This is a genomic window from Prevotella sp. Sow4_E9_plate, assembly GCF_052116205.1.
GTDB lineage: Bacteria > Bacteroidota > Bacteroidia > Bacteroidales > Bacteroidaceae > Prevotella.
Genome location: NZ_JBQKLN010000016.1, coordinates 18,117 through 44,580, shown reverse-complemented (window position 1 = coordinate 44,580; position 26,464 = coordinate 18,117). Strand labels below are relative to the sequence as shown.

At 46.0% G+C, this 26,464-nt stretch carries 19 protein-coding genes, 2 tRNA genes and 2 pseudogenes; 7 read left to right on the top strand and 16 right to left on the bottom strand.

Annotation, left to right across the window (positions count from 1 at the left end; all coding sequences use genetic code 11):
* Positions 1 to 89 precede the first annotated feature (89 nt).
* The 3 genes and pseudogenes from ACTQ53_RS08225 to ACTQ53_RS08215 form a co-directional block, all read right to left on the bottom strand.
* Positions 90 to 422, bottom strand: a pseudogene (locus ACTQ53_RS08225) (nitroreductase family protein); the annotation flags it as partial.
* 103 nt (positions 423 to 525) lie between these two features.
* Positions 526 to 1,620 (bottom strand): FMN-binding protein, encoded by a 1,095-nt coding sequence (locus tag ACTQ53_RS08220; RefSeq protein ID WP_441932694.1) that lies wholly within the window; start codon positions 1,618 to 1,620, stop codon positions 526 to 528.
* A gap of 649 nt (positions 1,621 to 2,269) precedes the next feature.
* Positions 2,270 to 3,445 (bottom strand): annotated as a pseudogene (locus tag ACTQ53_RS08215) (glycoside hydrolase family 3 protein); the annotation flags it as partial.
* A 311-nt stretch (positions 3,446 to 3,756) separates the two neighbouring features.
* On the opposite strand from ACTQ53_RS08215, the gene ACTQ53_RS08210 reads away from it, so the two are divergent.
* Entirely contained in the window at positions 3,757 to 3,897 is a 141-nt protein-coding gene (locus ACTQ53_RS08210) for a glycoside hydrolase family 97 C-terminal domain-containing protein (protein WP_367383724.1), read from the top strand.
* 67 nt (positions 3,898 to 3,964) lie between these two features.
* A complete protein-coding gene (locus ACTQ53_RS08205) occupies positions 3,965 to 5,692 on the top strand; it encodes an alpha-amylase family glycosyl hydrolase (protein ID WP_441932714.1) in 1,728 nt (575 codons plus the stop codon).
* A gap of 256 nt (positions 5,693 to 5,948) precedes the next feature.
* Here the strand turns inward: ACTQ53_RS08205 and ACTQ53_RS08200 are convergent, their stop codons facing one another.
* The 3 genes from ACTQ53_RS08200 to alaS form a co-directional block, all read right to left on the bottom strand.
* Positions 5,949 to 6,458, bottom strand: coding sequence for a gamma carbonic anhydrase family protein (locus tag ACTQ53_RS08200; protein ID WP_089544874.1), 510 nt, complete (start codon positions 6,456 to 6,458; stop codon positions 5,949 to 5,951).
* A gap of 60 nt (positions 6,459 to 6,518) precedes the next feature.
* A complete protein-coding gene (locus tag ACTQ53_RS08195; protein WP_441932693.1) occupies positions 6,519 to 7,643 on the bottom strand; it encodes an AAA family ATPase in 1,125 nt (374 codons plus the stop codon).
* 346 nt (positions 7,644 to 7,989) lie between these two features.
* Positions 7,990 to 10,653 carry an alanine--tRNA ligase gene (gene alaS, locus ACTQ53_RS08190; protein ID WP_295346033.1) on the bottom strand — a complete coding sequence of 888 codons (2,664 nt, stop codon included), beginning with the start codon at positions 10,651 to 10,653 and terminating at the stop codon, positions 7,990 to 7,992.
* Positions 10,654 to 10,762: 109 nt separating this feature from the next.
* Between alaS and ACTQ53_RS08185 the strand changes: the two genes are divergently transcribed.
* Positions 10,763 to 11,110: a MerR family transcriptional regulator gene (locus ACTQ53_RS08185; RefSeq protein ID WP_153125424.1), complete on the top strand. Its 348-nt coding sequence runs from the start codon at positions 10,763 to 10,765 to the stop codon at positions 11,108 to 11,110.
* Between the two features lie 48 nt (positions 11,111 to 11,158).
* Here ACTQ53_RS08185 and ACTQ53_RS08180 read toward each other — a convergent pair whose 3' ends face one another.
* The 6 genes from ACTQ53_RS08180 to ACTQ53_RS08155 form a co-directional block, all read right to left on the bottom strand.
* Positions 11,159 to 12,148 carry a pectinesterase family protein gene (locus ACTQ53_RS08180; RefSeq protein ID WP_441932692.1) on the bottom strand — a complete coding sequence of 330 codons (990 nt, stop codon included), beginning with the start codon at positions 12,146 to 12,148 and terminating at the stop codon, positions 11,159 to 11,161.
* An 89-nt stretch (positions 12,149 to 12,237) separates the two neighbouring features.
* Positions 12,238 to 14,520: a RelA/SpoT family protein gene (locus ACTQ53_RS08175; protein WP_294970658.1), complete on the bottom strand. Its 2,283-nt coding sequence runs from the start codon at positions 14,518 to 14,520 to the stop codon at positions 12,238 to 12,240.
* 21 nt (positions 14,521 to 14,541) lie between these two features.
* Complete coding sequence (locus ACTQ53_RS08170; RefSeq protein ID WP_441932691.1) at positions 14,542 to 15,906, bottom strand: transglycosylase SLT domain-containing protein; 1,365 nt, start codon at positions 15,904 to 15,906, stop codon at positions 14,542 to 14,544.
* Positions 15,907 to 15,970: 64 nt separating this feature from the next.
* Positions 15,971 to 16,699 (bottom strand): DUF5683 domain-containing protein, encoded by a 729-nt coding sequence (locus ACTQ53_RS08165; RefSeq protein WP_294970662.1) that lies wholly within the window; start codon positions 16,697 to 16,699, stop codon positions 15,971 to 15,973.
* Entirely contained in the window at positions 16,700 to 17,611 is a 912-nt protein-coding gene (locus ACTQ53_RS08160) for a ParB/RepB/Spo0J family partition protein (protein ID WP_294970664.1), read from the bottom strand.
* Positions 17,612 to 17,673: 62 nt separating this feature from the next.
* Entirely contained in the window at positions 17,674 to 18,438 is a 765-nt protein-coding gene (locus ACTQ53_RS08155; protein ID WP_153125411.1) for a ParA family protein, read from the bottom strand.
* A 99-nt stretch (positions 18,439 to 18,537) separates the two neighbouring features.
* Between ACTQ53_RS08155 and surE the strand changes: the two genes are divergently transcribed.
* A complete protein-coding gene (gene surE / locus ACTQ53_RS08150) occupies positions 18,538 to 19,302 on the top strand; it encodes a 5'/3'-nucleotidase SurE (protein WP_295346030.1) in 765 nt (254 codons plus the stop codon).
* Positions 19,303 to 19,417: 115 nt separating this feature from the next.
* On the top strand, positions 19,418 to 20,725 hold the full coding sequence (gene lpxB, locus ACTQ53_RS08145; RefSeq protein WP_294970668.1) for a lipid-A-disaccharide synthase: 1,308 nt from the start codon (positions 19,418 to 19,420) through the stop codon (positions 20,723 to 20,725).
* A gap of 86 nt (positions 20,726 to 20,811) precedes the next feature.
* On the opposite strand, the gene ACTQ53_RS08140 is transcribed toward lpxB, so the two are convergent.
* The 3 genes from ACTQ53_RS08140 to rsfS form a co-directional block, all read right to left on the bottom strand.
* Complete coding sequence (locus tag ACTQ53_RS08140; protein ID WP_153125404.1) at positions 20,812 to 21,678, bottom strand: phosphatidate cytidylyltransferase; 867 nt, start codon at positions 21,676 to 21,678, stop codon at positions 20,812 to 20,814.
* Between the two features lie 11 nt (positions 21,679 to 21,689).
* Positions 21,690 to 23,795 carry an ATP-dependent zinc metalloprotease FtsH gene (gene ftsH, locus ACTQ53_RS08135; RefSeq protein ID WP_153125402.1) on the bottom strand — a complete coding sequence of 702 codons (2,106 nt, stop codon included), beginning with the start codon at positions 23,793 to 23,795 and terminating at the stop codon, positions 21,690 to 21,692.
* Positions 23,796 to 23,866: 71 nt separating this feature from the next.
* Positions 23,867 to 24,226 carry a ribosome silencing factor gene (rsfS, locus tag ACTQ53_RS08130; protein ID WP_153125400.1) on the bottom strand — a complete coding sequence of 120 codons (360 nt, stop codon included), beginning with the start codon at positions 24,224 to 24,226 and terminating at the stop codon, positions 23,867 to 23,869.
* 181 nt (positions 24,227 to 24,407) lie between these two features.
* Between rsfS and ACTQ53_RS08125 the strand changes: the two genes are divergently transcribed.
* Both ACTQ53_RS08125 and ACTQ53_RS08120 read left to right on the top strand, forming a co-directional pair.
* Positions 24,408 to 24,478: transfer RNA gene (locus tag ACTQ53_RS08125), tRNA-Gln, on the top strand.
* Between the two features lie 35 nt (positions 24,479 to 24,513).
* A tRNA-Gln gene (locus ACTQ53_RS08120) sits at positions 24,514 to 24,584 on the top strand.
* Between the two features lie 108 nt (positions 24,585 to 24,692).
* Here ACTQ53_RS08120 and ACTQ53_RS08115 read toward each other — a convergent pair.
* On the bottom strand, positions 24,693 to 26,456 hold the full coding sequence (locus ACTQ53_RS08115; protein WP_441932690.1) for a DUF349 domain-containing protein: 1,764 nt from the start codon (positions 26,454 to 26,456) through the stop codon (positions 24,693 to 24,695).
* Positions 26,457 to 26,464: the final 8 nt, after the last annotated feature.

Here is a 26,464-nt window from a genome sequence, read left to right as displayed (position 1 = left end):
GTTATATCCTTGATAATATTGCGCAAAATTACAAAATAATTCTGTAACAGACAAAGCCGCTTTCAAAAATCATCATTTTTAGGTATTCCCTAGTTCGGTTTTCCGTAGGTAATCTTCTTGGTGTCCCACTTATCCTTTGGCTGCTCCGGCTCGTCAGGATAACCGATGATGATGCCATTCAGCGGAATCAGATTGCCAGGCAAATTCAATGTTCTGGAAATGCCATTCACTTTCTTCTGGATAGGATAGATGGTTGTCCAGCAGGCTCCCAATCCCATGGCATGAGCTGCCAGGAGAATATTCTCGGAAACTGCCGACAAATCCTGTACCCAGAGTTCCTTGCCCTGTCCCTCTGCCATACGGGTGGTATCAGCGCAGACAAAGATGAAGAGAGGTGTCTTCTTGATATCCTCTGCATGATACTTATTGGATTCTGCATATTTTTGATTTTTGAAAGTTCATACCAAGCAAAAACCGGCCGTCAGAATGCATCGTTTATCATGCGTTCTAATGACCGGTTTATTTCTATTTCTTTTTCTTTAAAATAGAATATTGACTGTATTTCAAGAGCGAACCTGTAGGACAGACAAAGCGACAGTATGGTCGCATAATTACCGTAGAGAGTGCCACGAAGGTTATGGCGATGGCAATGACAATCCATGATGCCGACTGGAATACAAAGGCAGAGAAGGGTTCATAATCAATCCAGTCGAACCATATACCCGTCCACAAGCACAGCATGAGTATGGCCCAGAGAATCTGGCGGAACATATCCAGTCGTCTGGCTGTCGTTGGTTTCATTCTGACTTTATATCCAACGCATTTTCCTGCAAGTTCCTGCAAAGAACCGAAGGGACACACATGCGTACAATAGTATGATTTCTTGCCGAAGAGAGGAAATACGAATGCCGTGATTAGCATGATGACCGGCACTATCAATGCCACTACGTTCATGCCATTTGACATATAGCTGATGATTGATGTATAGTTCAGAAAAGAACCGCACCAGAATCCAAGCACTATGACATTCAGGATTTGCTGAGCTATCCTATATCGTCTGTTCTTAATGAACAGCGGTACGATGGCTGCCATGAGCACAACAATTATTCCGGCTATAGCCTTGGCAGAGAAATCAAACTCTGACCATACTGATGTCTTTACAGGATTCTTGGCTGCATACTGAAGACCTCGCTGCACGTTTCCGATGATTGCCTTTGAAGAGAACGTCGCACCAGACACGGCGTCCACCTTCATCTTTTGTGCATCTTCTATAGTCTGCCCATTCCATTTAGTAAGAAGGGCAGAAGCCTCAGTAAAGAAATCGGGAGTCTCAGAATTGGCAAGTGCTCTGATACTCTTTACCCTGCCATCCTGCAAGGTAATCTCCAATGGCACTATGCCTCCGTAGCCTACAATGTCTTTTCCTAGTTCTGTAGTATTCAATCGTACAGAACCATCTTCAAGCACAGCCATTGGCTCTGTCTTTGGCGCTACCGTCTGTTGCTGATTCACATAGCATCCGGTCACCTTGCCGTCTCTTCGGATACTGACAGCCGCAATCATCAGCACACATGCCAGCAGGCAAAGTAGTTGTTGTAGCTTCTCTGAATAATTTCTCATAAAATTTTTCATCGGATTTTCTCCTGTTATTCTTATTATTAATTTATATACCCAACAAGTATGACACTAAAATGGAATGAATTCGACACGAAGTGAGTCATGGTTTCTACCAAAACCATCATTTGGACTTCTAAAATCCGAGATGGTTTATTGTATTAACGGTATTTAACAGCAAAAAAGAATGACATTGTTTTGCAAAAGTAATAAAAACTGGAGCCCACATAGAATAAAGGGTGAAAATATGGATTAGTTTTTCTGTTAAAGAAGAAAATACTTTGATAATGAGATGGTTATGGTTTGATATGTGAGATAAAAAAGTGGATGTAAAATAGTGGGAAAAGGTAAAATATTATTCTTAAGTTTTGGCGTTATCTGAAAAAATGATTATATTTGCATCGGCATTCTGAAAAGAAGTCCAAAAGTTGAAAATGATTTTAAAAAAATCAAACCTATATACAAATTCTTAAAGCGTAACAAATAATGAAGAATAGATGGTTCTTACTGATATGCTTGTTGCTGTTGACGCATATAGCCAATGCTGCAAAGTATAATTTAGATTCTCTTTATCTATGTCTGTATGAAGCCATCCTGCAGTCTCCTCGTTATGTGGCAGTGCGTGAGGGACGTATAGCCAAACTTGCAAGTCAACTGAATCTCCTACTACCAAAACACGTTGTGCTTTCTGGGTATTGATAGGAAGCACATGGTTCTTGTTCTGGAGCAGTACGATGCCTTCTTCGGCAATTTGTCTGGCTGCTGCATAGTGGCTGTCAGAACAGAGGAAACCATGAGGACGGTTCGGATTCATGGTGGTGCGATAGAAGAGGCGCAATACGCGGCGCACCTTTTCATCCAATTCCTTGGTGGTGTATTTACCTTCCTGGATACCTTTTATATATGGTACGGCAAGGTAGTAATTATCGTAGGCATTGCTGGCACCCATGGTAAATCCGTTCGTCCATGTGCCGAACTCTATGTCGAGCCCGTTCTTCACGGCTTGGTCGGTATCGTGTGCGCCTCCCCAGTTGCTTACCACTACGCCGTCATATTTCCAGTCGCCCTTCAGAATCTTGTTCAGTGTCCACTGGTTGTGGCAGTTGTGTTCGTTCTTGTAGAGATTATAAGCACCCATGATTCCCCAAGTCTTTTCTTTTTCTACAGCAGCCTTGAAGGCTGGGAGATAGATTTCATGGAGGGCACGGTCGCTCACGATGACGTTTACCTGATGACGGTATTCCTCGTCGTTATTGAGGCAGTAATGCTTTACGCAGGCTGATACTCCTTTAGACTGTAATCCTTGGATATAAGGTACAACCATGATGCTTGCCAGGTAAGGATCTTCACCCATATATTCGAAGTTGCGTCCGTTCAATGGGGTGCGATAGATGTTCACGCCAGGACCTAGAATCATGTCTTTTCCCCGATACAGTGCCTCTTCGCCTAATGCTTCTCCATAGATTCTGCTCATCTGTGGGTTCCAGGATGCTGCCAGGCAGGTGAGGGCAGGAAAGGCTACGCAGGAGTCATTGGTCTGGCCAGCCTGTTCCCATTCGTCCCACAGTACATCAGGGCGAACACCATGAGGACCGTCATCTGTCCAGAAGTCTGGAAATCCCAAACGGGGAACTCCTGCAGAGGAAAACTTACTCTGTGCATGAATGATGCGAATCTTCTCTTGAAGTGTCATTCGGACAATGGCATCGTCGATGCGTTGTTCTACAGGTTTGGTGTTGTCGAGATAGACGGGCAACTGACCTGTTTGTTGTGCGCTGGAGATGGCTATAGCCGCCATCGACAGTGCGCAGGATAGAATGAAGTGTTTCATGTTTCTTGTGAATATTATTTCTTATGAATATTAAATTGTTAGTTATGAAAATGCGTATCTGTCATTTTCGGATGCAAAGTTACTAAACAATAAGGTATAAACCAAGTGCTTGCAAAGAAAAAGTGGAAAAATATCATTGGTGATTTTTATAAGTACCTGATAAAGAGTGTTGTATGTTTATTCCATCCACTTTCAATGGTATGGAAGATAATGGAAACCTGTTGTAAATGAGGCTGTTATTGCGTTTTTTTTGTCGTTATTGTTCCACTATTTTATTAATGAGGTTAGGAAAACTCGAAAAAAACTATTAAATTTGCAATCGCAAAAATGCCAACTACAAGACCAATTCTCAGGCTTATGTCATCACCAAGAAGACTGTGACCAGCAAGTCTGTCTTGAAGTTGAACTCTGTTGCAGGTGGCGGATTTGCAATTAGCATTCTTGCACAATAAAATGCAGAATTTTGAGTTATTATGAAAGAAAGTTTTTTTTGAATAAATAATGTTGCTTATGAAAAGAATGAATAAAATGCTGTTGGCTGTTGCTTTGGCGGCAACCACACTTTCTGTTCAGGCAGAACAGAAGAAGGGACCGGCTTGGTTGAGTGATGCACTTTTCTATCAGATTTATCCATCTTCCTATATGGATACTGATGGCAACGGTATTGGCGATCTGCCGGGTATCACTTCCAAGTTGGATTACATCAAGTCTCTGGGGGTGAACGCCCTCTGGCTCAATCCAATCTTTGAATCGGGATGGTTTGATGGTGGCTATGATGTCATCGATTTCTACAAGGTGGATCCTCGATTCGGTACCAATACCGATTTGGTTACTTTGGTCAATGAGGCCCATAAGCGTGGCATCAAGGTTTGTCTCGACCTGGTGGCAGGACATTCCAGCACCAAGTGTTCCTGGTTTAAGGAGTCTTCCGAGAAAGATCCTAACCAGCGTTACAGCGACTATTATATCTGGATGAATGATATCCCTGAGAGTGAGAAGAAAGAAATAGAAGCCCGTCATCAGGAGGCAAGTCCGGAGTCTAGTACCCGAGGCAGATATGTGGAGGCTAATGCTCCTCGTGCCAAGTATTATGAGAAGAATTTCTTCGAGTGCCAGCCAGCCTTGAACTATGGTTTTGCTCATCCAGATCCAAATCATCCTTGGGAGCAGGGCGTAGATGCTCCAGGACCACAGGCTGTCCGCAGGGAAATACGTAACATTATGGCTTTCTGGTTTGATAAGGGTGTGGATGGCTTCCGTGTAGATATGGCGTCATCGCTTATCAAGAACGACCCCGACAAGAAGGAGGTTTCCAAGCTCTGGAAGGAGATGCGTGCCTGGAAGGATAAGTATTATCCAGAGACCGTCTTGATTTCTGAGTGGGCTAATCCGCAGCAAGCCATTCCTGCCGGCTTCAACATCGATTTCTACATCCATTTCGGTCTCAAGGGATATGCCTCTCTGTTCTTCGACCGCAAGACTCCATGGGGCAAGTGGGAGCAGAGTTACCAGAACTGCTATTTTGACAAGCAGGGCAAGGGTTCGCTTAAGGAATTTAGCGAGAACTATACCAAGGCATATAATGCCACCAAGAATCTCGGCTACATCGCTGTTCCATCTGCCAACCACGATTACCAGCGTCCTAACATCGGTACCCGCAACACGCCAGACCAGCTGAAGGTAGCGATGACCTTCTTCCTCACCATGCCAGGTATTCCGTTTATCTATTATGGTGATGAGATAGGTATGAAGTATCAGATGAATCTCCCTAACAAGGAGGGTAGCAATGAGCGTTCGGGTACCCGTACTCCGATGCAGTGGACCAAGGGCAAGAATGCCGGATTCTCTACGAGTGCACCCGATAAGCTTTACTTTCCTGTAGATACGGAAAACGGAAAGTTGACCGTTGAAGCTCAGCAGGGAGATCAGAATTCTCTGTTGTCATATACCCGTAAGTTGACCGCTTTGCGTCATTCTGCAAAGGCTCTTGACAATGAGGGTGATTGGAAGCTTCTGAACCAGAAGGGGCAGGAATATCCGATGGTATATGAGCGTACTTTGGGTGAGGAGAAGTATGTTGTTGTCGTGAATCCTGGTGTCAAGGCAGCCTCTCTCAGTATCAGCTCCGTAGGTGGTAAGTCTGTTTCTGTTCTTTCCACAGGAAAGGTTGTGTATAAATCAGGAAGAAAGACTGATGTGATTAAAGCTTCAGGCATAAGTGCCGCCATATTCAAGGTGGAAAGATAGAACTCAATCTTCTATGGGAGTGCTTTCTCCTGCCATCGCCTAGAACAAACAGAACAGGAAGCCTCGAAAGAAGTTGAAGAAGGGAGTATCACTGCTGTTCTGCTGTTGGTGGTAATTTTATAAAAACAGAAATGCGTCCGTATTGTGCGGGCGCATTTTTGTTTTACGGTCACGAATCATCTTCATCATGCAGCTTTTACTACACGTCGTTAACCTACTAATACGATGATAGTCTCCTTGCCAAGATACCTTTCTATCAATCTTCCTTCAGATACCAGTCCTTGATATATCCGGAATAATGCTTGGCAAACTCCTCGGCTTGGCCGGGAGCACAGGCCTTTACTTTCCTGGCTGGAATACCCGCCCAAATCTCATGTGCTGGAACTTTAGTGCCATGGGTAACCACAGCACCTGCAGCAATGATAGCTCCTTCGCCAATATCAGCCTTATCTAGCACAGTGGCATTCATGCCGATGAGTGCCCCTTTTCTAACTGTAGCTCCGTGGACGATGGCACCATGTCCCACAGATACATCATCCTCCAGAATGCAAGGCATCGTACCGGTTTGATGGATGCAGGCGCAATCCTGTACATTCACTCTGTTTCCACATCTGATGGCATCCACGTCAGAGCGCAATACCGCACTATACCAGATGCTACAGTCATCACCAAGAATACAGTCGCCGGTCAGCACTGCGTTCTCTGCGATAAAACAATTCTTTCCCCAACGGGGAGTCTTTCCCTCTACTGTCTTTATGATAGCCATATTGAATATATATTTAAATTTGGGTGCAAAGGTAGCAAAAAATATAGGAATCACCTTATACTATTTCAGATACTTCTTCAGCCACAAATCGAAGAACTGGTCATATACCACGTAGGCATCATCCTGCTGGGTGATGAAATCCTTCTCCAGCAATCCCTTCAGAGCGGAATTTACGGAGCTTGGCGACGGGAGATGATATTTCTTTGCGAAGGCTCCGCTCTTTACGCTTCTGGCTTCGCCCTCTGCAGAGATGGCGATGAAGACATTGCGCTGCTTTTCCGGCATCTGGCGCAGAAGGGTCTCGTAGGTGTCTGATGCCATGTTGAGATTGTAGTTGATGGCGTCATCTACCATATCCAGAGTACAGGTACCCTGCTCGGGAGTCTTGAGGAAGAGAACATTCATTACTCGCTGGATGTATGAAGTGACACCACCGAAACGGGCGAAGAGTTCTCCGATAATGGCAGTATCTAGATGTTTGTTGCGCTCCTCGAACTTGGCTGTGGCAAACTCCTTGTATTTCTCCACATCCAGAGGCTTCAGGTTCATCAGCGTCACGCTCTGATAGAATGGGCGGGCAGGAGATGTGAACATTTCTGCCATCAGATGGCGGTGAGAACCCGAGAAGATGAAGTGGGCATTGGTGCAACGCTGAATGTAGGTACGGAGTAAAGCTTCTATGCGGTTGTCGGCATAGTTGGTGATTTGCTGAAACTCGTCGATGGCAACAAGACATGGCTTGTCGGCTTGGTTGAGATAAGAGAATATCTCATCAAGCGTAATTTCGGGATTTACTATGTTGCCGATGCCTATTCCCCAAACTGGAGCCCCGTTGATATCGAAAGAGATTTCTGAACGGAGAGAAGAGAGTGCTATCAGGAATTTCTCCCAAGCGCTTCGGCCTTTAGGGCGAAGTGCGTCTATGATGGCTTTGCCGAACATATTGACCAGATCGCTGACGGAATTGGTTGAATAGATGTCTATGATGAAAGTATAATAATCTTTTTGGATGGTTGGTTGGGCGAAGCAATGGTGAATCAGCTCTGTCTTTCCGATGCGTCGAGGGGAAATCAGAGCCATGTTATTCTCATTGGTCAGCATCTCTGTGATGTGCTGGGTTTCTTCCACACGGTCGCAGAAATATTCCGGACCGGCGTAACCATTTGTTACAAAAGGATTCTTCATTACCATATTTATACCTTATTATATATTCAACGTTTGCAATTCTTTTGCAAAGATAATGCAAACGAGCGCAATGTAAGCTTGCTTACAAATTGCCGAGTGCAGCTTATCTTCTGCAAAGATACAACTTTTATTCCGATTATCATAAAGTGATTATCATAAAATGATAATGAAATAAGGAATTTTATCATTTGATGATTATCATAAATTGATAATTATGACATGGAGACTCCTCTAATGTCAATAGAAAAAGGGTTGCAATCCTCGAAAAGATGGATTGCAACCCTTTATACCTTATTATATATAAGAGTTAAGATAACTCTATCAAATATTCATTTGTGGAAGCTGATTACAGCTGAGCCAACTCTACAACCTTATCTACTGCAGCGCTCAAGCCGTCCTTGTTCTTACCGCCAGCCTGAGCATAGTGAGGCTGACCGCCACCGCCACCCTGAATCAACTTGGCAGCTTCGCGAATCATCTTACCAGCATTCAAACCGTGATCCTTTACCATATCATCGCTGAACATTACGCTGAGCATAGGCTTGTCGTTATAAACAGAACCTACCACGCAGATCATGTTCTCTGGCAATGCCTCGCGAACCTTGAATACCAAATCCTTGGCAGCTGCTGGCTCCATTGGCAATACGGCTGTAACAACCTTCACACCGTTGATTTCTCTTGCATTCTCTACAAGCTTGTCCTTGGCACGCTCTACAGCCTGAGCCTGGAACTTCTCAACATCCTTCTTCAAGGCATCGTGCTCGTCGATGTACTTTCTGATGACACCTTCGAGATCCTTGGCGTTGTTGAACAAGCCCTTCAAGGCTACGATGGTATCCTGCAAACCGTAGATAGCCTCCTCGCAAGCCTTGCCAGTCAAAGCCTCGATACGGCGGATGCCAGCTGCTACGCTGCTCTCAGAGATAATCTTGAAGAAACCAATCTTGCCGGTGCTCTTGGCGTGAATACCACCACAGAACTCAGCAGATGGACCGAAGCGAACCACACGAACCTTGTCGCCATACTTCTCGCCGAAGAGGGCGATAGCGCCAAGCTCCTTAGCCTCCTCAATAGGAGTATCGCGGTGCTCATCCAATGGATAGTCGGCACGGATCATCTCGTTTACCATGTGCTCTACCTTGCGGAGCTCCTCATCAGTTACCTTCTGGAAGTGAGAGAAGTCGAAACGTAAGGTGTCCTTATCTACATAAGAACCCTTCTGCTCTACGTGGTCGCCCAAAACCTGCTTCAGGCAGTAGTCGAGCAAGTGGGTAGCTGTATGGTTGGCAGCGCTTCCCTCGCGGCTTTCGATATCAACGCAAGCCATGAAATCAGCGTTTACATCCTTTGGCAACTCCTTTACGATGTGGATGCTCTGGTTGTTCTCGCGCTTGGTGTCGATAACCTGGATGGTCTCATCCTCGTTAACGAGTACACCCTTGTCGCCAACCTGTCCACCCATCTCACCATAGAATGGAGTGTTGTCGAGTACCAACTCATAGAAAGAGTTCTTCTTCTGAGTCACCTTGCGGTAGCGCAGGATGTGGCACTCATATTCTGTATAGTCGTAACCCACGAAGTTCTGGTCGCCTTCCTTCAAAACCTCCCAGTCGCCATTCTCTACGGCAGCAGCATTGCGGGCACGCTCTTTCTGCTTCTTCATCTCCTCGTCGAAGCCTGCAGCATCTACTGTGTAACCATTCTCACGGCAGATAAGCTCTGTCAGGTCGAGAGGGAAACCGTAGGTATCGAAGAGGCGGAATGCGCTTACGCCATCGAGCTGAGTCTCGCCATGAGCCTTGAGCTCGTCCATGTCGCCATTGAGGAGGTTGATACCCTTCTCCAAGGTGCGGAGGAATGAATCCTCTTCCTCTTTCATCACGCGGGTGATGAGCTCCTGCTGAGCTGGCAACTCTGGGAAGGCTGCACCCATCTGCTCTACCAAAACATTGACGAGCTTGTACATGAATGCCTGCTTCTGACCGAGGAATGTGTAAGCGTAACGTACGGCACGGCGCAAGATACGGCGGATTACGTAACCAGCCTTGGCATTGCTTGGCAACTGACCGTCGGCGATAGAGAAGGCTACGGCACGGAGGTGGTCGGCGCAAACACGCATAGCGATGTCGATCTTCTCCTGCTCATCCTTACCCTCACCATTCTCACCAGTAGGAGTAGTGAAGCCATACTTCTTGCCAGAGATAGCCTCGATTTCCTTGATGATTGGCTGGAAGATATCTGTATCATAGTTAGAGTGCTTGTCCTGCAACATGCGAACCAAGCGCTCGAAGCCCATACCTGTATCGATAACGTGCATTGGGAGTGGTTCGAGAGAACCATCAGCCTTGCGGTTGTACTGCATGAACACGATGTTCCAGATTTCGATGACCTGTGGGTTATCCTTGTTCACCAATTCGCGGCCAGGCACCTGAGCCTTCTCCTCTGGAGTACGTGAATCCACGTGAATCTCTGAGCAAGGACCGCAAGGACCTGTATCGCCCATCTCCCAGAAGTTGTCGTGCTTGTTACCATTGATGATGTGGTCGGCTGGCACGTGCTTAGCCCAGTAACCAGCTGCCTCGTTGTCGCGTTCCAGACCTTCCTCCTTGCTACCCTCGAATACGGTAACATAGAGGTCGGCAGGGTTGAGTTTCAACACTCCGGTCAGGTATTCCCAAGCCATATCGATGGCGCCTTCCTTGAAGTAGTCGCCAAAGCTCCAGTTACCGAGCATCTCGAACATGGTGTGGTGGTAAGTATCGTGACCCACCTCTTCGAGGTCGTTGTGCTTACCGCTTACACGGAGACATTTTTGAGTATCAACACGACGAACATCCTTGCCTGGGTCTTTCGTACCGAGGATGATGTCTTTCCACTGGTTCATACCAGCGTTTGTAAACATCAGCGTTGGGTCATCCTTGATAACCATAGGTGCTGATGGAACAATTTTGTGGCCCTTACCTTCGAAGAATTTCTTGAAGGATTCGCGCACTTCATTAGCTGTCATCATATTATTTTTGTCTTGATCTTTATTTTTTTTCGAAATTCTTTGCAAAGATAAGAAGAATTGTTTAATTTTGCAACTAAATTAATTATTTTTGAAATTAAAGACGGAAAAAATGGCTATAAATTCAGATAAACCAGCAAAATTATACTATTCAATCAAGGAAGTGGCAGAAGAAATAGGTGTTAATGAATCTTCTTTGAGATATTGGGAGAAGGAGTTCCCTTTTCTGAAACCAAAGGTTTCCGGAAACAAGGTTCGTCAATATACCGAGAAGGATATTGAACAGGTAAAGCTGATCTATAACCTCATTAAGGTGAAGGGATTGAAGATTGCTGCGGCACGTAAGTATCTGAGTCAAAACAGAGCGGGTGCCGAGAAGTCATCTGACGTTCTCGACACCCTTATATCTGTGAGAGATCAGCTCAAGGAACTCAAAAAGCAGCTCGATGGGCTGGTGTAGTACTTTGAATTTTGAACATTGAGCATAGAACTTTATGATTAGCTAGGGTTACCACGCTTCTTCACCGAAGACATTCTTGATGGTAACTTTAGCTGCTTCTTTCTTGGTGAGCTGATGGCTCCAGGCTACTCTGCCCTTGGTTGCTGCACCAGCACCATGGTTGTTGTACTCGCTGTAGCGGGCTGTCTGTTCGTTGCTCTGCTTGCCCCAGTTGTGCCATCCTTCAGGACGGATGTGACTACCCATTTCGCAATTCATGAAGAGGGTAGCTGCATAAGGGCGCCATGGTCTGCCCAGATAAACCTTGTCTACGCCTGGCTCGGCGGTAAGTTTGCACTTGTTGAATACATAGCCAAATTCCTGACCGGCTGGGCTAGAGGCAGCAGTAATGTAGCTGTTGGCCTTGCTGCGAATCTCACAATTCTCAAACCATGCTCTTCCCGGACCAAAGATGAAATCGGTGGTTCCCTCAATATAGCAATCGTAGAAAGCTGAACGGTTGTTGGCTATACCTGTATAAACGGTATCCTGATTGCCCAGCAGACGGCAGTTCTGAACCAGGATATGATCGCCTTCAAGATGCAGGGAGACTGCTTGTCCCAGTTTGGCAGCATTGTTCTCAATCGTGATGTTCTTCAGGGTGATGTAACAGCCCTGTACCTTCAGGGTATAAGTGCGGAATGTACCCATCGGTTTGCCCTTTACTGCAGATTCTGAATCGAGTCCACCTGCAGGCATCTTGATGTTGGCATGATCGTCCCATGTGATGATGGTTTGGTCACGGTCTTCACCGCAGATGATGATGTTGGTGAGCCATGAAGGGATGATGAGCTTTTCCTTATAAACTCCTTTCTTTACATAGATTACCTTGGTGTATTCCATGAAGGCACGACAAACTTCGATAGCTTCGTCGATGGTGCGGAATTCGCCGGTACCATCACGAGATACTACAATCGTGTCGGGATTATCATACTTGTTGGCTGCTGCCAAAGGCAATAGGGTCAACATCATCAAAAATGATAAGAATAATTTTTTCATTGTTTTTAAGTTTGTTGTTTATGATTAAATATGATGGAAGTTAGAAGCTGGAAGTGAAAACTTCCAACTCCTAACTTCTAACTATCTGATTATCGGATTCTCTGTACTTCCTGCAAGTCCTCAATCTTTTTGAGCTGATCCATGATGATCTTTACCTCCTCACGATCGTGGATGCGGAGTTCTATGGTACCATCAAAGATACCATTGTCGCTACTGATAGTGAGCTTGTGGATATTGATGCCGAGCTGGTCGCTGATAACCTTGCTCACATCAAGCAGCATACCCTTGCGGTCGATACCCTTGATTTCAATGGTTGCATCGAAGAGCAGCTTCTTGTGCATATCCCATTTTGCATCAACGATGCGGTTGCCGTAGCTGGACTTCAGTTTTGCAGCCACAGAGCATGAGCGTTTGTGTATCTCGATGCGGTTCTTGTTGTCAATGTACCCCATGATATCATCACCAGGAATGGCATGACAACAGTCTGTGAAGATAAACTGATTGATGTTCTCTTCTGTAATGATGAGCGGTTTCTTCTTATTGAAATCCTTGCCTACAATAAACAACTCTTGCGGCTTGACAGTTCCTTCAGCTTGTTCCTTGTCTTTGGTTTTGCCAAGGAATGGAATATAGTTGCGCCAGCTGGAGGTTTGCTTTGGCTTTTTGTTTTTTCCTAAGAGCTCATCCAAATCCTTGTAGCCCAAAATGATGCAATGGTCGCCAAGAGACTGGAAAAAGGTTTCATGCTTCTGGATATTATGGTATTCGCAGAGACGGTCGATGACCGATGTTGTCATTTCCATGCCGTTCTTGTTCAGCCAATCCAGGAGAATGCCTTCGCCCTTTTTCTGGATTTCTCTGGAATCGCGGCGCAGGATAGCTTGAATCTTGCTCTTTGCCTTGGCTGTGCTGACAAAATTGACCCATGCCTGCTGTACATGCTGACTCTTGGAGGTGAGGATTTCTATCTGGTCTCCACTTTGCAGCTTGTGGCTCAATGGCACCAGCTTGTGGTTTACCTTGGCTCCTATACAGTGGCTTCCCAGGAAGGTATGTATCTGGAAGGCAAAGTCGAGCGCCGTACATCCTGCCGGCATTGTCTTGATTTCTCCCTTAGGAGTAAATACGAAGATTTCCGAAGCATAGAGGTTCAGCTTGATGGCATCGAGGAAGTCCATGGCGTCTGGTTGTGGATCGTCCAGAATCTCCTTGATGGTGCTCAGCCAGTCGTTCAATTCGTTCTCGTCCTCGGTATATTCACCACCTTCCTTGTACTTCCAGTGAGCAGCAAAGCCTTTCTCTGCCACCTCGTCCATGCGGTCGCTCCTGATCTGCACTTCAATCCATCTACCCAGTTTGCTCATCAGGGTAACGTGAAGCGCCTGATAGCCGTTTGCCTTTGGATGGTTGAGCCAGTCGCGGAGACGGTCCGGATGACTCTTGTATATCTTGCTGATGGCAACATAGACATTGAAGCATTCGTTTACTTCGTTGGCTCTGTTCTTTGGTGTCACGATGATGCGAACCGCAAGAATATCGTAGATTTCATCGAAGGATACGTGCTTGTTCTGCATCTTGTTCCAGATGGAATACGGACTCTTTACACGTGCCTTGATCTTGTATTCTACACCCAGTTTGTCAAGCTCTTCACGGATAGGATGGGTAAAATTATCGAAGAGAATATCTCGTTGTGCTTCTGTATCCGCAAGCTTATGCTCTATGTTGGCATATTCCTGTGGATGGTCGTATCTGAAGCTGAGATCTTCCAACTCGGTTTTAATCTTGTTCAGTCCCAAACGGTTGGCGAGTGGTGCATATATATATAAGGTCTCGCCCGCAATCTTGTACTGCTTGTTGGCTGGCTGCGACTGGAGGGTGCGCATATTGTGCAGACGGTCGCAAATCTTGATGAGGATAACGCGGATGTCATCGCTCATGGTAAGCAGCAGTTTCTTGAAGTTTTCTGCCTGTGCAGAAGCCTTGTCGCCGAAGATTCCACCACTGATCTTGGTGAGTCCATCAACGATCTGGGCTATTTTGGTGCCAAAGATATTGGCGATGTCTTCTACCGTATAGTCTGTGTCTTCCACTACGTCATGCAGCAGGGCTGCACAGATACTGGTAGAGCCCAATCCCATTTCTTCGCAAGCGATCTGTGCCACTGCGATAGGGTGCATGATATATGGCTCGCCCGATAATCGGCGCACCCCTTTGTGCGCCTGGCGGGCGAAATTGAACGCCTTGGTTACAATATCTACCTTTTTTCTGTGTCTTGAACTGAGGTAGGTGTTGAGCAGATGTTGAAAGGCATTGCCTATCAATTCATTATCAGCTTGCTCTCTTTCTAGGTCTTTCAAGTTCTGGTCATCCATAATGTACCCTCCCTATAATTATTATTTTACTTTGAGTTTCTTTCCGGCACGAATATGATTGCCGCTAATTTTGTTAAGCTTGCGCAACTTCTTAACGGTAGTTCCATTGCGTGCTGCTATTTCTGAAAGGGTGTCTCCGTTTCTGATGGTTACACTCTTTGTTCTTGTCTTTTTCTTGTTCTTTCCCTTCTTGCTGCGGCTGCTGCGTGAAGAGCGGGATGAACTGCTGATACTGCGACGGCTATAGCTGCTGCGTGAGCGGCTGACTGATGGCTCGGCGTCGTTTATATCTACAAATGTACGCTTCAGGAACAGTTCGTCTGCCTTGTATGCACAGATGGAATCTTCCTGGTCGATGAAAGAACCAATCAGTGTAGATGGCAATCTTAGCGCCATTGGCTTATTGAGACCGTTGATGATGTCACGACGGTACTGTGGGTTGAGATTGCGGAGATGCTCGATGTTGATGTTGAGAACCTGGGCAATCTGTTCCAGGTGAATATCCTTGTTGACCAGTACGGTATCTGTCTTTACTGGCAATTCTGTTACCATTGGGCAGATATTGTGGTCGCAATAGTAGTTCATGATGTAGTTGGCTGCAATGAATGCTGGGACATATCCACGAGTCTCTTTTGGAAGATATGGATAGATGTTCCAGTAATCAGCATTACCCTTAGCGCGATGGATAGCCTTGTTGACATTGGTTGGACCGCAGTTGTATGCAGCAATGACAAGACTCCAGTCGTCGAATATCTTGTAGAGGTCGCTCAGATAGTGTGCTGCAGCGTATGATGCCTTCACCGGATCGCGGCGCTCATCTACCAATGTGTTCACTTCCAGTCCATATCTCTTGCCTGTTGGCAACATAAACTGCCATAAACCTGTGGCTCCTACGCGTGATATTGCCATAGGATTGAGGGCTGATTCGATGACAGGGAGATATTTCAACTCCAGTGGAAGATTGTATGCTTCAAGCGCTTCCTCAAAGATAGGCATGTAGAAATTGCTGGCTCCCAACATGAAGCTTACCGATCTGCGCAGCTTACCGCTGTAGCGGTCGATGAATTTCTGTACCACTTCATTGTATGGCATTTCAATGATGGTAGGCATTCTCTTCAAGCGGTCTACGTATACCTCTTTATCGAATACGGGATTGATGTCCTGATAGTTGCAGGAAGTATCCGGCATGAGATATGTCTGTGTATTGTAAAGATGTAAGAGGCTGTCGAGGTTGTCTTCCATTCCTTCTGGAATTTCAATTTCCTCTGATTTTCCGTCTTTATCAGTTACGGTGATGATGTCGTCGTTTTCTTCGTTTTCTGTTTGAGCATTCATGCCCTGCAATCCCAAAAGCAAGGCGGCTGCCATGATTATAATCTTCTTCATTTCTTTTTTTTCTGTTCTATTTTCTCGTCATTATTTTGTTGTAAGAGATATTTTGTTCATTTTGCTAAAATTTGAGTGAGCATTGTAAGCCGAGCGATGCTGACTTGAACGGATTGTTGGTTCGCTTGTCGTTCATGACCGTAGGCTCCACTCTAAGTGTCAAATCGTCTGAAATGTCAAATTCAGACAGCGATGCGTCTACATAGGCATCAATGACAGAGAATGCGTATACACCAATCATGACAAATACTCCCATATCTCTCCATCTGCGGAATTTATCTTTTCTTTTGCGGAATATTTCCTTGTAACGATCGATGTTTGAAGCGTCAATGGTTGCTCCTAAGTGCAAGAACTGGTTATAGCTTTGCGTGTTAGGATCATCGTCCATGATGTCAAGGTAGGCTTGCGAATAGTCGTGATACATCTGGTTATTCCAGGTGATGGCGTATGCGCAACCTACGAAACCGCCGTATATGATAGGCAGTTTCCAATACTTACGATTGTATATTTGGCCTGCTCCCGGCAAGACGAGCGCCATCCACATAGCTCTTTTTGCTTCTGGGTGCCAGGTGCTCCAGTCGCGTTTTTTCTTAACTGGTTTGAGCGATTGGTTGAGCTTTGCCAGGTTGCTGCTGTCTTGCGCAGTGAGAACAGAGTCGACAGGCATCTTTACCGAGTCGGCAGAGGCGATGGCAGGTACGTTGACATCGGTCTTCTCTCTGTTTTTCTGTGCGTAAGAAAGCGTAGAGCTAACCAGCAGTAAAGCCGTGATACCGATATTTTCTAATCTCATTTATTCTTGTTTCAATTGGTCGAAAACTTTCATGATGCGTTCCAGTTCTTCTTCATTGGCGAACGGAATGCTAATTTTTCCTTTTCCCTTTGGCGAGCAGGTGAATTGAACCTTAGTAGCAAGAAACTGTGACAAGCGGTTCTTGATGGCAGTGAATTCCTCAGGCAACTGAGCTTTTGCTGCTATCGTTTTCTTGCCGCTTTCGATGTCTTCCCCGTTTTTCAGGTGCTGTACCATTTCTTCCACTTTGCGCACGGAATAGCCGTTTTTCTGAATCTCCTTGAAGAGCTTGATCTGTAGAGACGGACTGTCCAGTGCGAGCAAGGCTCTGCAGTGTCCCATGTCTATTTCTTTCTTCTGGAGTGCCATCTGTACCTGTGCCGGCAACTTGAGTAATCGGAGATAGTTGGCAATGGCTGCTCGGCTTTTGCCTACTCTTTCAGAAATCTTTTCCTGTGTCATTCCTTCGTTCTCCAGGAGATGCTCGTATGCCAGGGCGATTTCTATAGCGTTGAGGTCCTGGCGCTGGATGTTCTCTACGAGCGCCATTTCCATCACGTTCTCATCGCTGATGGTGCGGATGTAAGCAGGAATGGCGGTCAGTCCTGCCAATTGCGAAGCTCTCCAGCGGCGCTCACCTGCTATAATCTGGAAGTGGTTTTCTGCAACTTGGCGTAGGGTGATGGGCTGAATGATGCCTATTGCCTTGATGCTTTCTGCCAGTTCGTGCAAAGCCTCTTCGTCAAATTCGCGTCGTGGCTGGTTGGGATTAGCCTCGATCTGATCGATGGCTATTTCATTGATTGTGCTGCTGCCTTGGGTGCGAACGCCCTCTGTGGATATGAGGGCATCGAGACCGCGGCCAAGCGCATTGCTTTTTGTTCCGTTGTTATATTTCTTGTGTACTGCCATTTTTTAGTTTGAACTTTGAATTTTGAATATTGAACTTTCTTGAAGGGTTCAATTTCCAAATCTTAACTATTCTTGTTGATAATTTCCTTGGCCAATGCCAGATGGTTCTTTGCACCATTGCTTTCTGCATCGTAAAGGATGACAGGCAGACCGTGGCTAGGGCTCTCGCTCAATTTCACATTGCGCTGGATTACGGTTTTGAATACCAGCTCCTGGAAATGTCGCTTTACCTCATCGTAAATCTGGTTGGCAAGGCGAAGACGGCTGTCGTACATCGTCAGCAAGAAGCCTTCGATCTCTAATTTCGGATTGAGTTTACTCTTGATGATTTTGATGGTGTTGAGCAATTTGCTAATTCCTTCAAGAGCGAAATATTCACATTGCACAGGGATAATTACGCTGTCAGCTGCTGTAAGCGAGTTGACGGTGATGAGACCCAGTGATGGGGAACAATCGATGAGTATAAAATCATATTCGTCGCGGATAGGTTCCAGAAGATTTTTGATAACCTTCTCGCGATTCTTAAGATTCAGCATTTCAATCTCTGCTCCCACCAAGTCGATATGGCTAGGAATGATATCCAGGCCATTGATGTCGGTGGTGTAGATGGCATCACGGACATCCGTGTGGTCGATGATGCACTCATAGATAGAGCAATCAACCTCGCTGATATCTACTCCCAATCCACTGGATGCGTTGGCCTGTGGGTCAGCGTCAACCACTAGAACGGTCTTCTCGAGAGTGGCCAATGATGCAGCCAAATTTATCGTGGTGGTAGTCTTGCCGACACCGCCTTTTTGATTAGCTAATGCGATTATCTTTCCCATTTTCTTAGTAAATTTTCGGCAAAGATACAAAAATAATGTGAGAATTGTGTTACTTTAAAGGTTTTTTCGTACTTTTGCACCAAAAAGAAAGATATTTTTATGGAAAATAGGAAACCGTTAGTATTAATTTCGAATGATGATGGCTATCATGCCAATGGAATCAAGACACTGGTCAGCTTCTTGAAGGACTGGTGTGAACTCTTAGTTGTGGCTCCGGAAAGTGCCCGTTCCGGATTCGCCTGTGCCTTTTCGGCTACTACTCCCTTGCGTCTCAAGCGACGTCATAATATGGGCGATGATGTGGTGGTATGGTCGTGTAGCGGAACACCGGTCGACTGTGTGAAACTGGCTTTGGATCAGTTGCTTGATGGTCGCAGACCCGATCTCGTTATCGGTGGTATTAATCATGGGGATAATTCGAGTGTCAACAATCATTATTCCGGCACGATGGGGGTAGCGAAAGAGGGTTGCATGCAGCATATTCCAAGCATCGCCTTCAGTAGTTGCAACTATGATGAAAATGCTGACTTAATGCCTTTGCGTGATGGCGTGCTGAAGGTGGTTAAAATGGTGTTGGAGAAAGGCTTGCCTAAGTATACCTGTCTGAATGTCAATTTTCCAGCCATGCCTCCTTTCAAGGGCTTCAAGGCTTGCCGGATGACGCATGGCTCATGGATCAATGAGGTGGTTCACCGTACGCATCCTCACGGATATGATTACTATTGGATGGTAGGAGAATACCGTAATGACGAGCCTGAGGCTACGGATACCGATCAGTGGGCTGTAAACAATGGATATATAGCCATCACGCCAACTAAGATTGATGTCACGGATTATGATTGGATCAAAAACTTTGAACATTGAATATTGAACTTTATGATGTGCTTTTGCTAGAAAATGACCTTTCATTTATAGCAAGAAAACTAATCATAAAGTTCAATGTTCAAATCTCAAAGTTCAAAGTAAAAAAATAAGTATCATGAAGTATTATTTGATAGTAGGTGAGGCGAGTGGTGATCTGCATGCCAGTAGGTTGATGCGTTCACTGAAAAAAGTGGATGAATTTGCTGAGTTTAGGTTCTTCGGAGGCGATTTGATGGCTGCCGAGGGAGGTACTCGTGTGAAGCATTATAAAGAACTGGCTTATATGGGCTTCGTTCCCGTTCTGTTGCATCTGGGAACCATCTTTTCCAACATGAAGATGTGTAAGGATGATATCGTGAAATGGAAACCTGATGTAGTTATCCTGGTGGATTATCCCGGCTTTAATCTCAATATCGCAAAGTTCTTGAAAAAGAATACGAATATCCCGGCTTATTATTATATTTCTCCTAAGATATGGGCTTGGAAGGAATGGCGAATCCGTAGCATTCGGAGAGACATTGCCGAGATGTTCTCTATCCTGCCTTTCGAGGTGCCTTTCTATGAGAAAAAGCATCACTATCCGATACATTATGTAGGTAATCCTACTGCGCAAGAGGTGAATGAATTCCGTGTCGGATATCAGCAGCCATTTGAGGAGTTCTGTACAGAGAATCAGCTTGATATTCATAGGCCAATCCTGGCTTTGTTGGCGGGTAGCAGGTTGCAGGAAATCAAGGATAATCTGCCTGCCATGATTGAGGTAGCTGAACGGTTTGAGGATTTTCAGATGGTTTTGGCTGGTGCGCCTTCCATTGAGGATAAGTATTATGAGCAGTTTGTCAAGGGAACGCCTGTCAAGATGGTGCATAACAAGACCTATCAGTTGCTTTCTCATTCTACGGCAGCTCTGGTAACGAGTGGTACGGCTACGCTGGAAACGGCTCTTTTCAACGTGCCTCAGGTGGTTTGCTACGAGACTCCATTGCCTCGTCTTGTCCGCTTTGCGTTTGATCATATCATGTCGTGCAAGTACATCTCGCTGGTTAATCTGATAGCCGATAAGGAAGTGGTGCAGGAAATGTTTGCCGACCGTTTCAAGATAGATGCCATTGCCGACCAGCTTTATCAGCTGTTGCCAGGTAAAGAGGGTAGAGAACGTATGCTGGCAGAATATCAGGTGGTGCGCGAACGTCTTGGCAATCAGATGGCTCCTGACGAAGCAGCAACCATCATGCATGGCTTGTTGGTTAAGCGCAGAGAGCGACTCCTCCGCCTTGCCAAGGAAAGAGCTGAGGCCGAGGCTGCTGCTGAGGCTGCAAGAAAAAAAGCGGAGGAAGCGAAAAGATTGGCTGAAGAGGAGGCGAAACGTGCTAAACAGGCTGCTGAGCAACTCAGCCAGACGCAGAAGGAAGAAATGGAATAATTGATAGAAAACAAAAAATCCAAGTTAGAGCAAATCTAGCTTGGATTTTTTTCTTTTATATCGAAAACTTTTGTTGTCTCAAAAACTTATCCGAAAAGCTGCAAGGTATAGAGATAGATTACAGCTGCAGGGATTGCCATGAGGGAGGAGTCGAAACGGTCTAGCATGCCACCATGTCCCGGAAGAATGGTGCCACTGTCCTTCACTCCCAGGGTACGTTTGAAGAGACTTTCTACCAAATCGCCCCAGGTGCCGAAGAACGTAACTACCAATCCCAAGCCTACCCATCCTGGAATGCTCAGGCGATGAGCTGCACCGTCGTTTGCCAGATAGCCGATGATGATGGCTGCAATGATGACGAAGATGCCACCTCCGATACTGCCTTCCCAACTCTTGGCTGGACTGATACGTGGAAACAGCTTGTGTTTGCCGAAGAGCGAACCGCTACAGTAGGCACCCGTATCGTTGGTCCAGAGGAAGATGAAGATGCTCAAAGGCAAGAGCATGTCATAATGTATCTGTCCGTCGAATGTGGATGTCTCAAACGCCAGTACGTTAATCATTGAGAATGGCAGGGCGATATACATCTGCGAAAGCATGGTATATGCCCAGTCGTTGATGGCGTCCTTGTTGCCCGTGTAAAGTTCTGCAATGAAGAGATAAACGATGGTGAGCAGGTAAGGCACGAAAACGATGAAGTTTGTCACGATGCCGGTACGGAAACCTGCCACGGCAAGAAAGAGATATACGCCTGCCACGGTGGTGATGAAGCGGTTGACAGTTACGTCTTCCTTTCCGTTTACCAGTCCGCAATACTCCCAGATGCTAAGTCCTGTAATGAGGGCGAAGAGAAATACCATCGCTCTAGGATTCAGGAAGCAAGAAACCATACAGGCGACGAAGAGTACGCCTGTAATGGATCTTATCACTAGATTTTTCTGTTTGTCAGTCATGGTTCTGATTATTATTCGTTATTTTTCCCGTTGTTATTCTCACTAGGATTCTCCTTGTCGCTTTCGTTCTCTGGAGTTTCCTCAGAATCGTCAGCGTTCTTCTTAGCCGCTTCGTGCTCTTTGATGGCAGCCTGTACTTCCGGCAGTTCCTTTACTGCATCGTCAATCTTTGGCTGCTCGTCTTCCATGATTTCCTGTGAACGGCTCAACCATGGTCGCTTGCCGAAGATATGCTCTACGTCTTCTGCCATGATTACTTCCTTCTGAATCAGCAGCTCGGCGAGGGCGTTGTGACCTTCCTTGTGCTCCATCAGGATGTTCTTGGCACGGGTATACTGCTCGTTCACCATCTTGAGTACCTCTTCGTCTATCTCGCGGGCTGTTGTCTCTGAGTATGGACGCTGGAATGAATACTCGTTCCGGTTGTAGAAGCAGATATTTGGCAAAGTCTTGCTCATACCCAGGTAGGCTACCATGCCGTATGCACTCTTGGTGGCACGCTCCAGGTCGTTCATCGCTCCTGATGAAATGTGACCCGTGAAGAGTTCCTCGGCGGCACGTCCACCCATCAGTGAGCACATCTCGTCGAGCATCTGCTCCTTGGTGGTAATCTGGCGCTCTTCAGGGAGATACCACGCTGCTCCAAGAGCCTGGCCGCGAGGAACGATGGTTACCTTGATGAGAGGGTTGGCATATTGGCAGAACCATGAGATAGTAGCATGACCAGCCTCATGAAGGGCGATGCTGCGCTTCTCATCGGCAGTCATCACCTTGGTCTTCTTCTCTAATCCGCCTACGATACGGTCTACGGCATCCAGGAAATCCTGTTTGCAGACAGCTTTTTTGTCGTGGCGGGCTGCGATAAGGGCAGCCTCGTTACATACATTGGCGATGTCGGCACCAGAAAAACCTGGAGTCTGACGTGCCAGAAGGTCTACATCTACCGTCTCGTCAATCTTGATAGGCTTGAGGTGAACCAGGAAGATAGCTTTACGCTCGTTCAAACCTGGGAGATCTACGTGGATTTCTCTGTCGAAACGACCCGCACGAAGCAGGGCGCTGTCGAGCATGTCTACGCGGTTGGTGGCTGCCAGGATGATGACACCGCTGTTGGTGCCGAATCCGTCCATCTCGGTAAGGAGGGCATTCAGGGTATTCTCACGTTCATCATTGCCACCCATAGCTGGGTTTTTGCTTCTGGCACGGCCCACGGCATCAATCTCATCGATGAAGATGATGCTAGGTGATTTCTCCTTTGCCTGACGGAAGAGGTCGCGGACACGTGATGCGCCCACACCAACGAACATTTCTACGAAGTCGGAACCGCTCATAGAGAAGAAAGGTACGCCTGCTTCGCCTGCTACAGCCTTTGCCAGAAGAGTCTTACCGGTTCCCGGAGGGCCTACGAGAAGGGCGCCCTTAGGAATCTTACCGCCCAGGTCGGTATATTTTTTAGGGTTCTTGAGGAAGTCAACGATTTCCTGTACTTCCTGCTTGGCTCCTTCCTGTCCGGCAACGTCCTTGAAGGTGATGCCGATGGCATTACCCTTCTCGTACATCTTTGCCTTGCTCTTTCCGACGTTGAAGATTCCGCCACCCATGTTGCTCATGCCGCTGCCCATTCTGCCCGACATCCAATAGATGAAGAGGAAGAAGAGAAGCAGTGGAGCCAGGCTGATAATCAGGTTCCAGAAGTCGTTGTCTTTCTTGTTGTCATAACTGAAAGAACGGATTTTCTTCTCCTTGACCATCTGGTTGCCATACCGGTCTACTTCGTCCACAGAACCGAATTGTACTTTTACGTATGGGTTCGGTCCCACGTTCTGTGCGCTCATTTTATATACATCGCGAGTATATTTCGGGTTGATGTATATTTTAAGCGTATTTTCTGTTTTGTTAGCCACTACGCTCAGTACATAGCCTTTGTCAACATACTGTTTGAATTCTGTGTACGTTGCTTCTTTGGCAGCACCTCCGCCTAGGGCATCACCACCACCACTAAAAAACAAAGCTATCAGAGCAATGAGAATAATGGTGTAAAGCCAGTTCATGTTAAATCTAGGCATCTTAGGTCCCTTGCCTCCGCCTTGATTGTTGAAGTTGTTGCTTTGTTCCATATATTAATATGCTTATTATAATAATGTATATCTTTATCCTTGCTTGTACTTATCCTGCAAGCCTGTTCCTCTTAGTCAAGGTTTGGCACATGGGTAAGCTTGGCGTCTGCCCAAAGGTGCTCCAGATCGTAATAGGCTCTCACCTCCGGCAGGAAGATGTGAACCAGTACGTCCACGAAGTCCATGGCTACCCACTGGTCGTTGCCGAGTCCTGCCACGTTGACTGGCTTTTCGCCCAAGTTCTTGCGGCAGATGTCGCCCACTGATTCTGCGATGGCTTCTACCTGGGTAGGGGAGCCACCCTGACAGATGATGAAGTATTTGGCAATGCTGCCATCTATTTCACTGAGGTCTGCGATTACGATATCTTGACCTTTTTTCTCTTGTATACCTTCTTTAATTGTCTCTACGAGTTGCTTAATTGTGTTCATTTATATTTTTACTTGTTGTTTTAATGCTACAAAGATACGCTAATTACATGAAAAATCACTCAAAATCGATAAAAATTGAGTTTTTTTAGAAAAAAGTGGGGAAAAATTTTGGAGATACAAAAAAATGTTGTACCTTTGCAACCGCAAATGAAATCATAACCGATTCTTTTGCTAAGCATATTGGGATATGGTGTAATGGTAACACTACAGATTCTGGTCCTGTCATTCCTGGTTCGAGTCCGGGTATCCCAACTTCGCTTACTTAAGATGGTTTTAATAGAATTTATTGGGATATGGTGTAATGGTAACACTACAGATTCTGGTCCTGTCATTCCTGGTTCGAGTCCGGGTATCCCAACAGGTTAGCATCTTTCAGAAATGGAAGATGCTTTTTTGTTTATAATCCTTGCATGCGAAACTTGGATAAACAATAAAACCCAGGGCAAGCGCCCTGGGTTTTGTTGTTTTATTTGTTCTCGGCATCAATAGCCTTGATCTTCTGCTTGATAATCTCGAGGTCTGCCTTGAGTTTTTCTACCTTACGGTTCATTTCCTCTACGAGGCTGTTGCCCTTCTTGCTGGCTGCATTGAGGAAGCCGAGGTTATTCTCATAGGTAGTAATCTCGTTTCTCAGCTGGTCGTAGCGACGCAACAACTTGCCACGCTCGTTGTCCAAGGCATTAGTGCCCTGCTCTGCAACATTCTTCAGATTGTTCTTGAAGTTGTTGAGATGACGCTTGCCGTTACTGATGCGCAACTCCTTGTATACCTTGTTCAGTACGCTGTGGTATTCTTCGTACAGCTTGTCTTTCTCCTTGAAAGGAACATGACCAACGGCATTGTATTGTGCGGTCAACTCCTGAACTTTCTTCTGGAAGCCTTCGCCTGCATTTTCGATGAGTTCCTTGAGTTGCGCGATGATGGCACGCTTCTTCTCCAGGTTGGTATGTTCCTCGCTGCGTGTACCGGCATTCTGCTTGTTGCGGGCATCGAAGAACTTGTTGCAGGCAGTCAGGAACTCTTTCCACAGAACGTCGCCCTGCTTGCGAGGTACGACACCTGTTTTCTTCCATTCCTTTTGCAGTGAGATGAGTTTGTCGCCGGTCTTCTTCCACTCGGTGCTGTCGGCTAAAGCTTTAGCCTTTTCCACGAGCTCCTGCTTCTTGGCGATATTGCTGGCATATAGATCCTTCAGTCCCTTGAAGAATTCTGCCTTGTTGCTGAAGAAAGTATCGTTGGCGATACGGAAACGCTCAAAGATCTTCACGTTCATTTTCTGTGGAGCAAAACCGATCTTCTTCCATTCGTTCTGTAACCCAATCACTTCCTTTGTAGCATTCTCCCAGTCAGACGCCTGCTTGTATTCTGTCTGGTTGATGGCCTCAACCTTTTCGCAAAGTGCGGTCTTGTCAGCAAGGTTCTTTTCCTCCTTGGCTCTCAAGTCCTCGAAGTGCTGCTGATGCTTCTTGTTGATGATGGTGCTGGCTGCCTTGAAGCGAGCCCAGATTTCCTCTCTCAGTTCTTTGGCTACAGGACCGATTTCACGATACTGCTGATGGAGATCCTGCAACTGGTGGAAGGCTGAGATGACATCGGTGTCTTCTGCCAGTTTTTCTGCAGCTTCGCACAACTTAGTCTTGGCTTCAAGATTCTTCTTGAAGTCATATTCGCGTGCTTCATTGTTGAGCTTCAGAAGATCGTAGAACTGCTCCACGTAGAGTTGGTAGTTCTTCCATACCTCGTTAGCTTTGTCAGCAGGGATAGCCTTGATTTCCTTCCATTCCTGCTGCAGTGCCTTGAAGTCCTGGTATGATTTGTTAACCTCTTCAGGTGAAGTAGTCATTGCCTTAATCTTCTCGATAATCTCAAGTTTTTTAGCTAAGTTTTCTTGCTTTTCTTCTTCTTGAGCAAGGAAAATCTTAGCTCTTTTTTCCTTGATAATCTGCATTTCTGCCTTAAAGGCTTCTTCAGTATCATCTGGAAGAAGTACATATTTCTCCGGGTCGCCACCTTTTGCGAGATACTCTTTCATCTGAGCATCTCTTTCTGCAAGGTGCAACTTGTAGAAAACTGTCTTTAATAAATCAAGCTCTTCTTTCACAGGAGCTTCTGCACTACGTGCGATTTCTTTTACTCTTTCGAGTACTTCCTGCTTGGAAGAGTATATCTTCTTGGCAGGTTCTTCCATGGTGCCCTGCTGCAGCAGAGCGTTTTCTAGAGAGTCCATCATTTCACTTT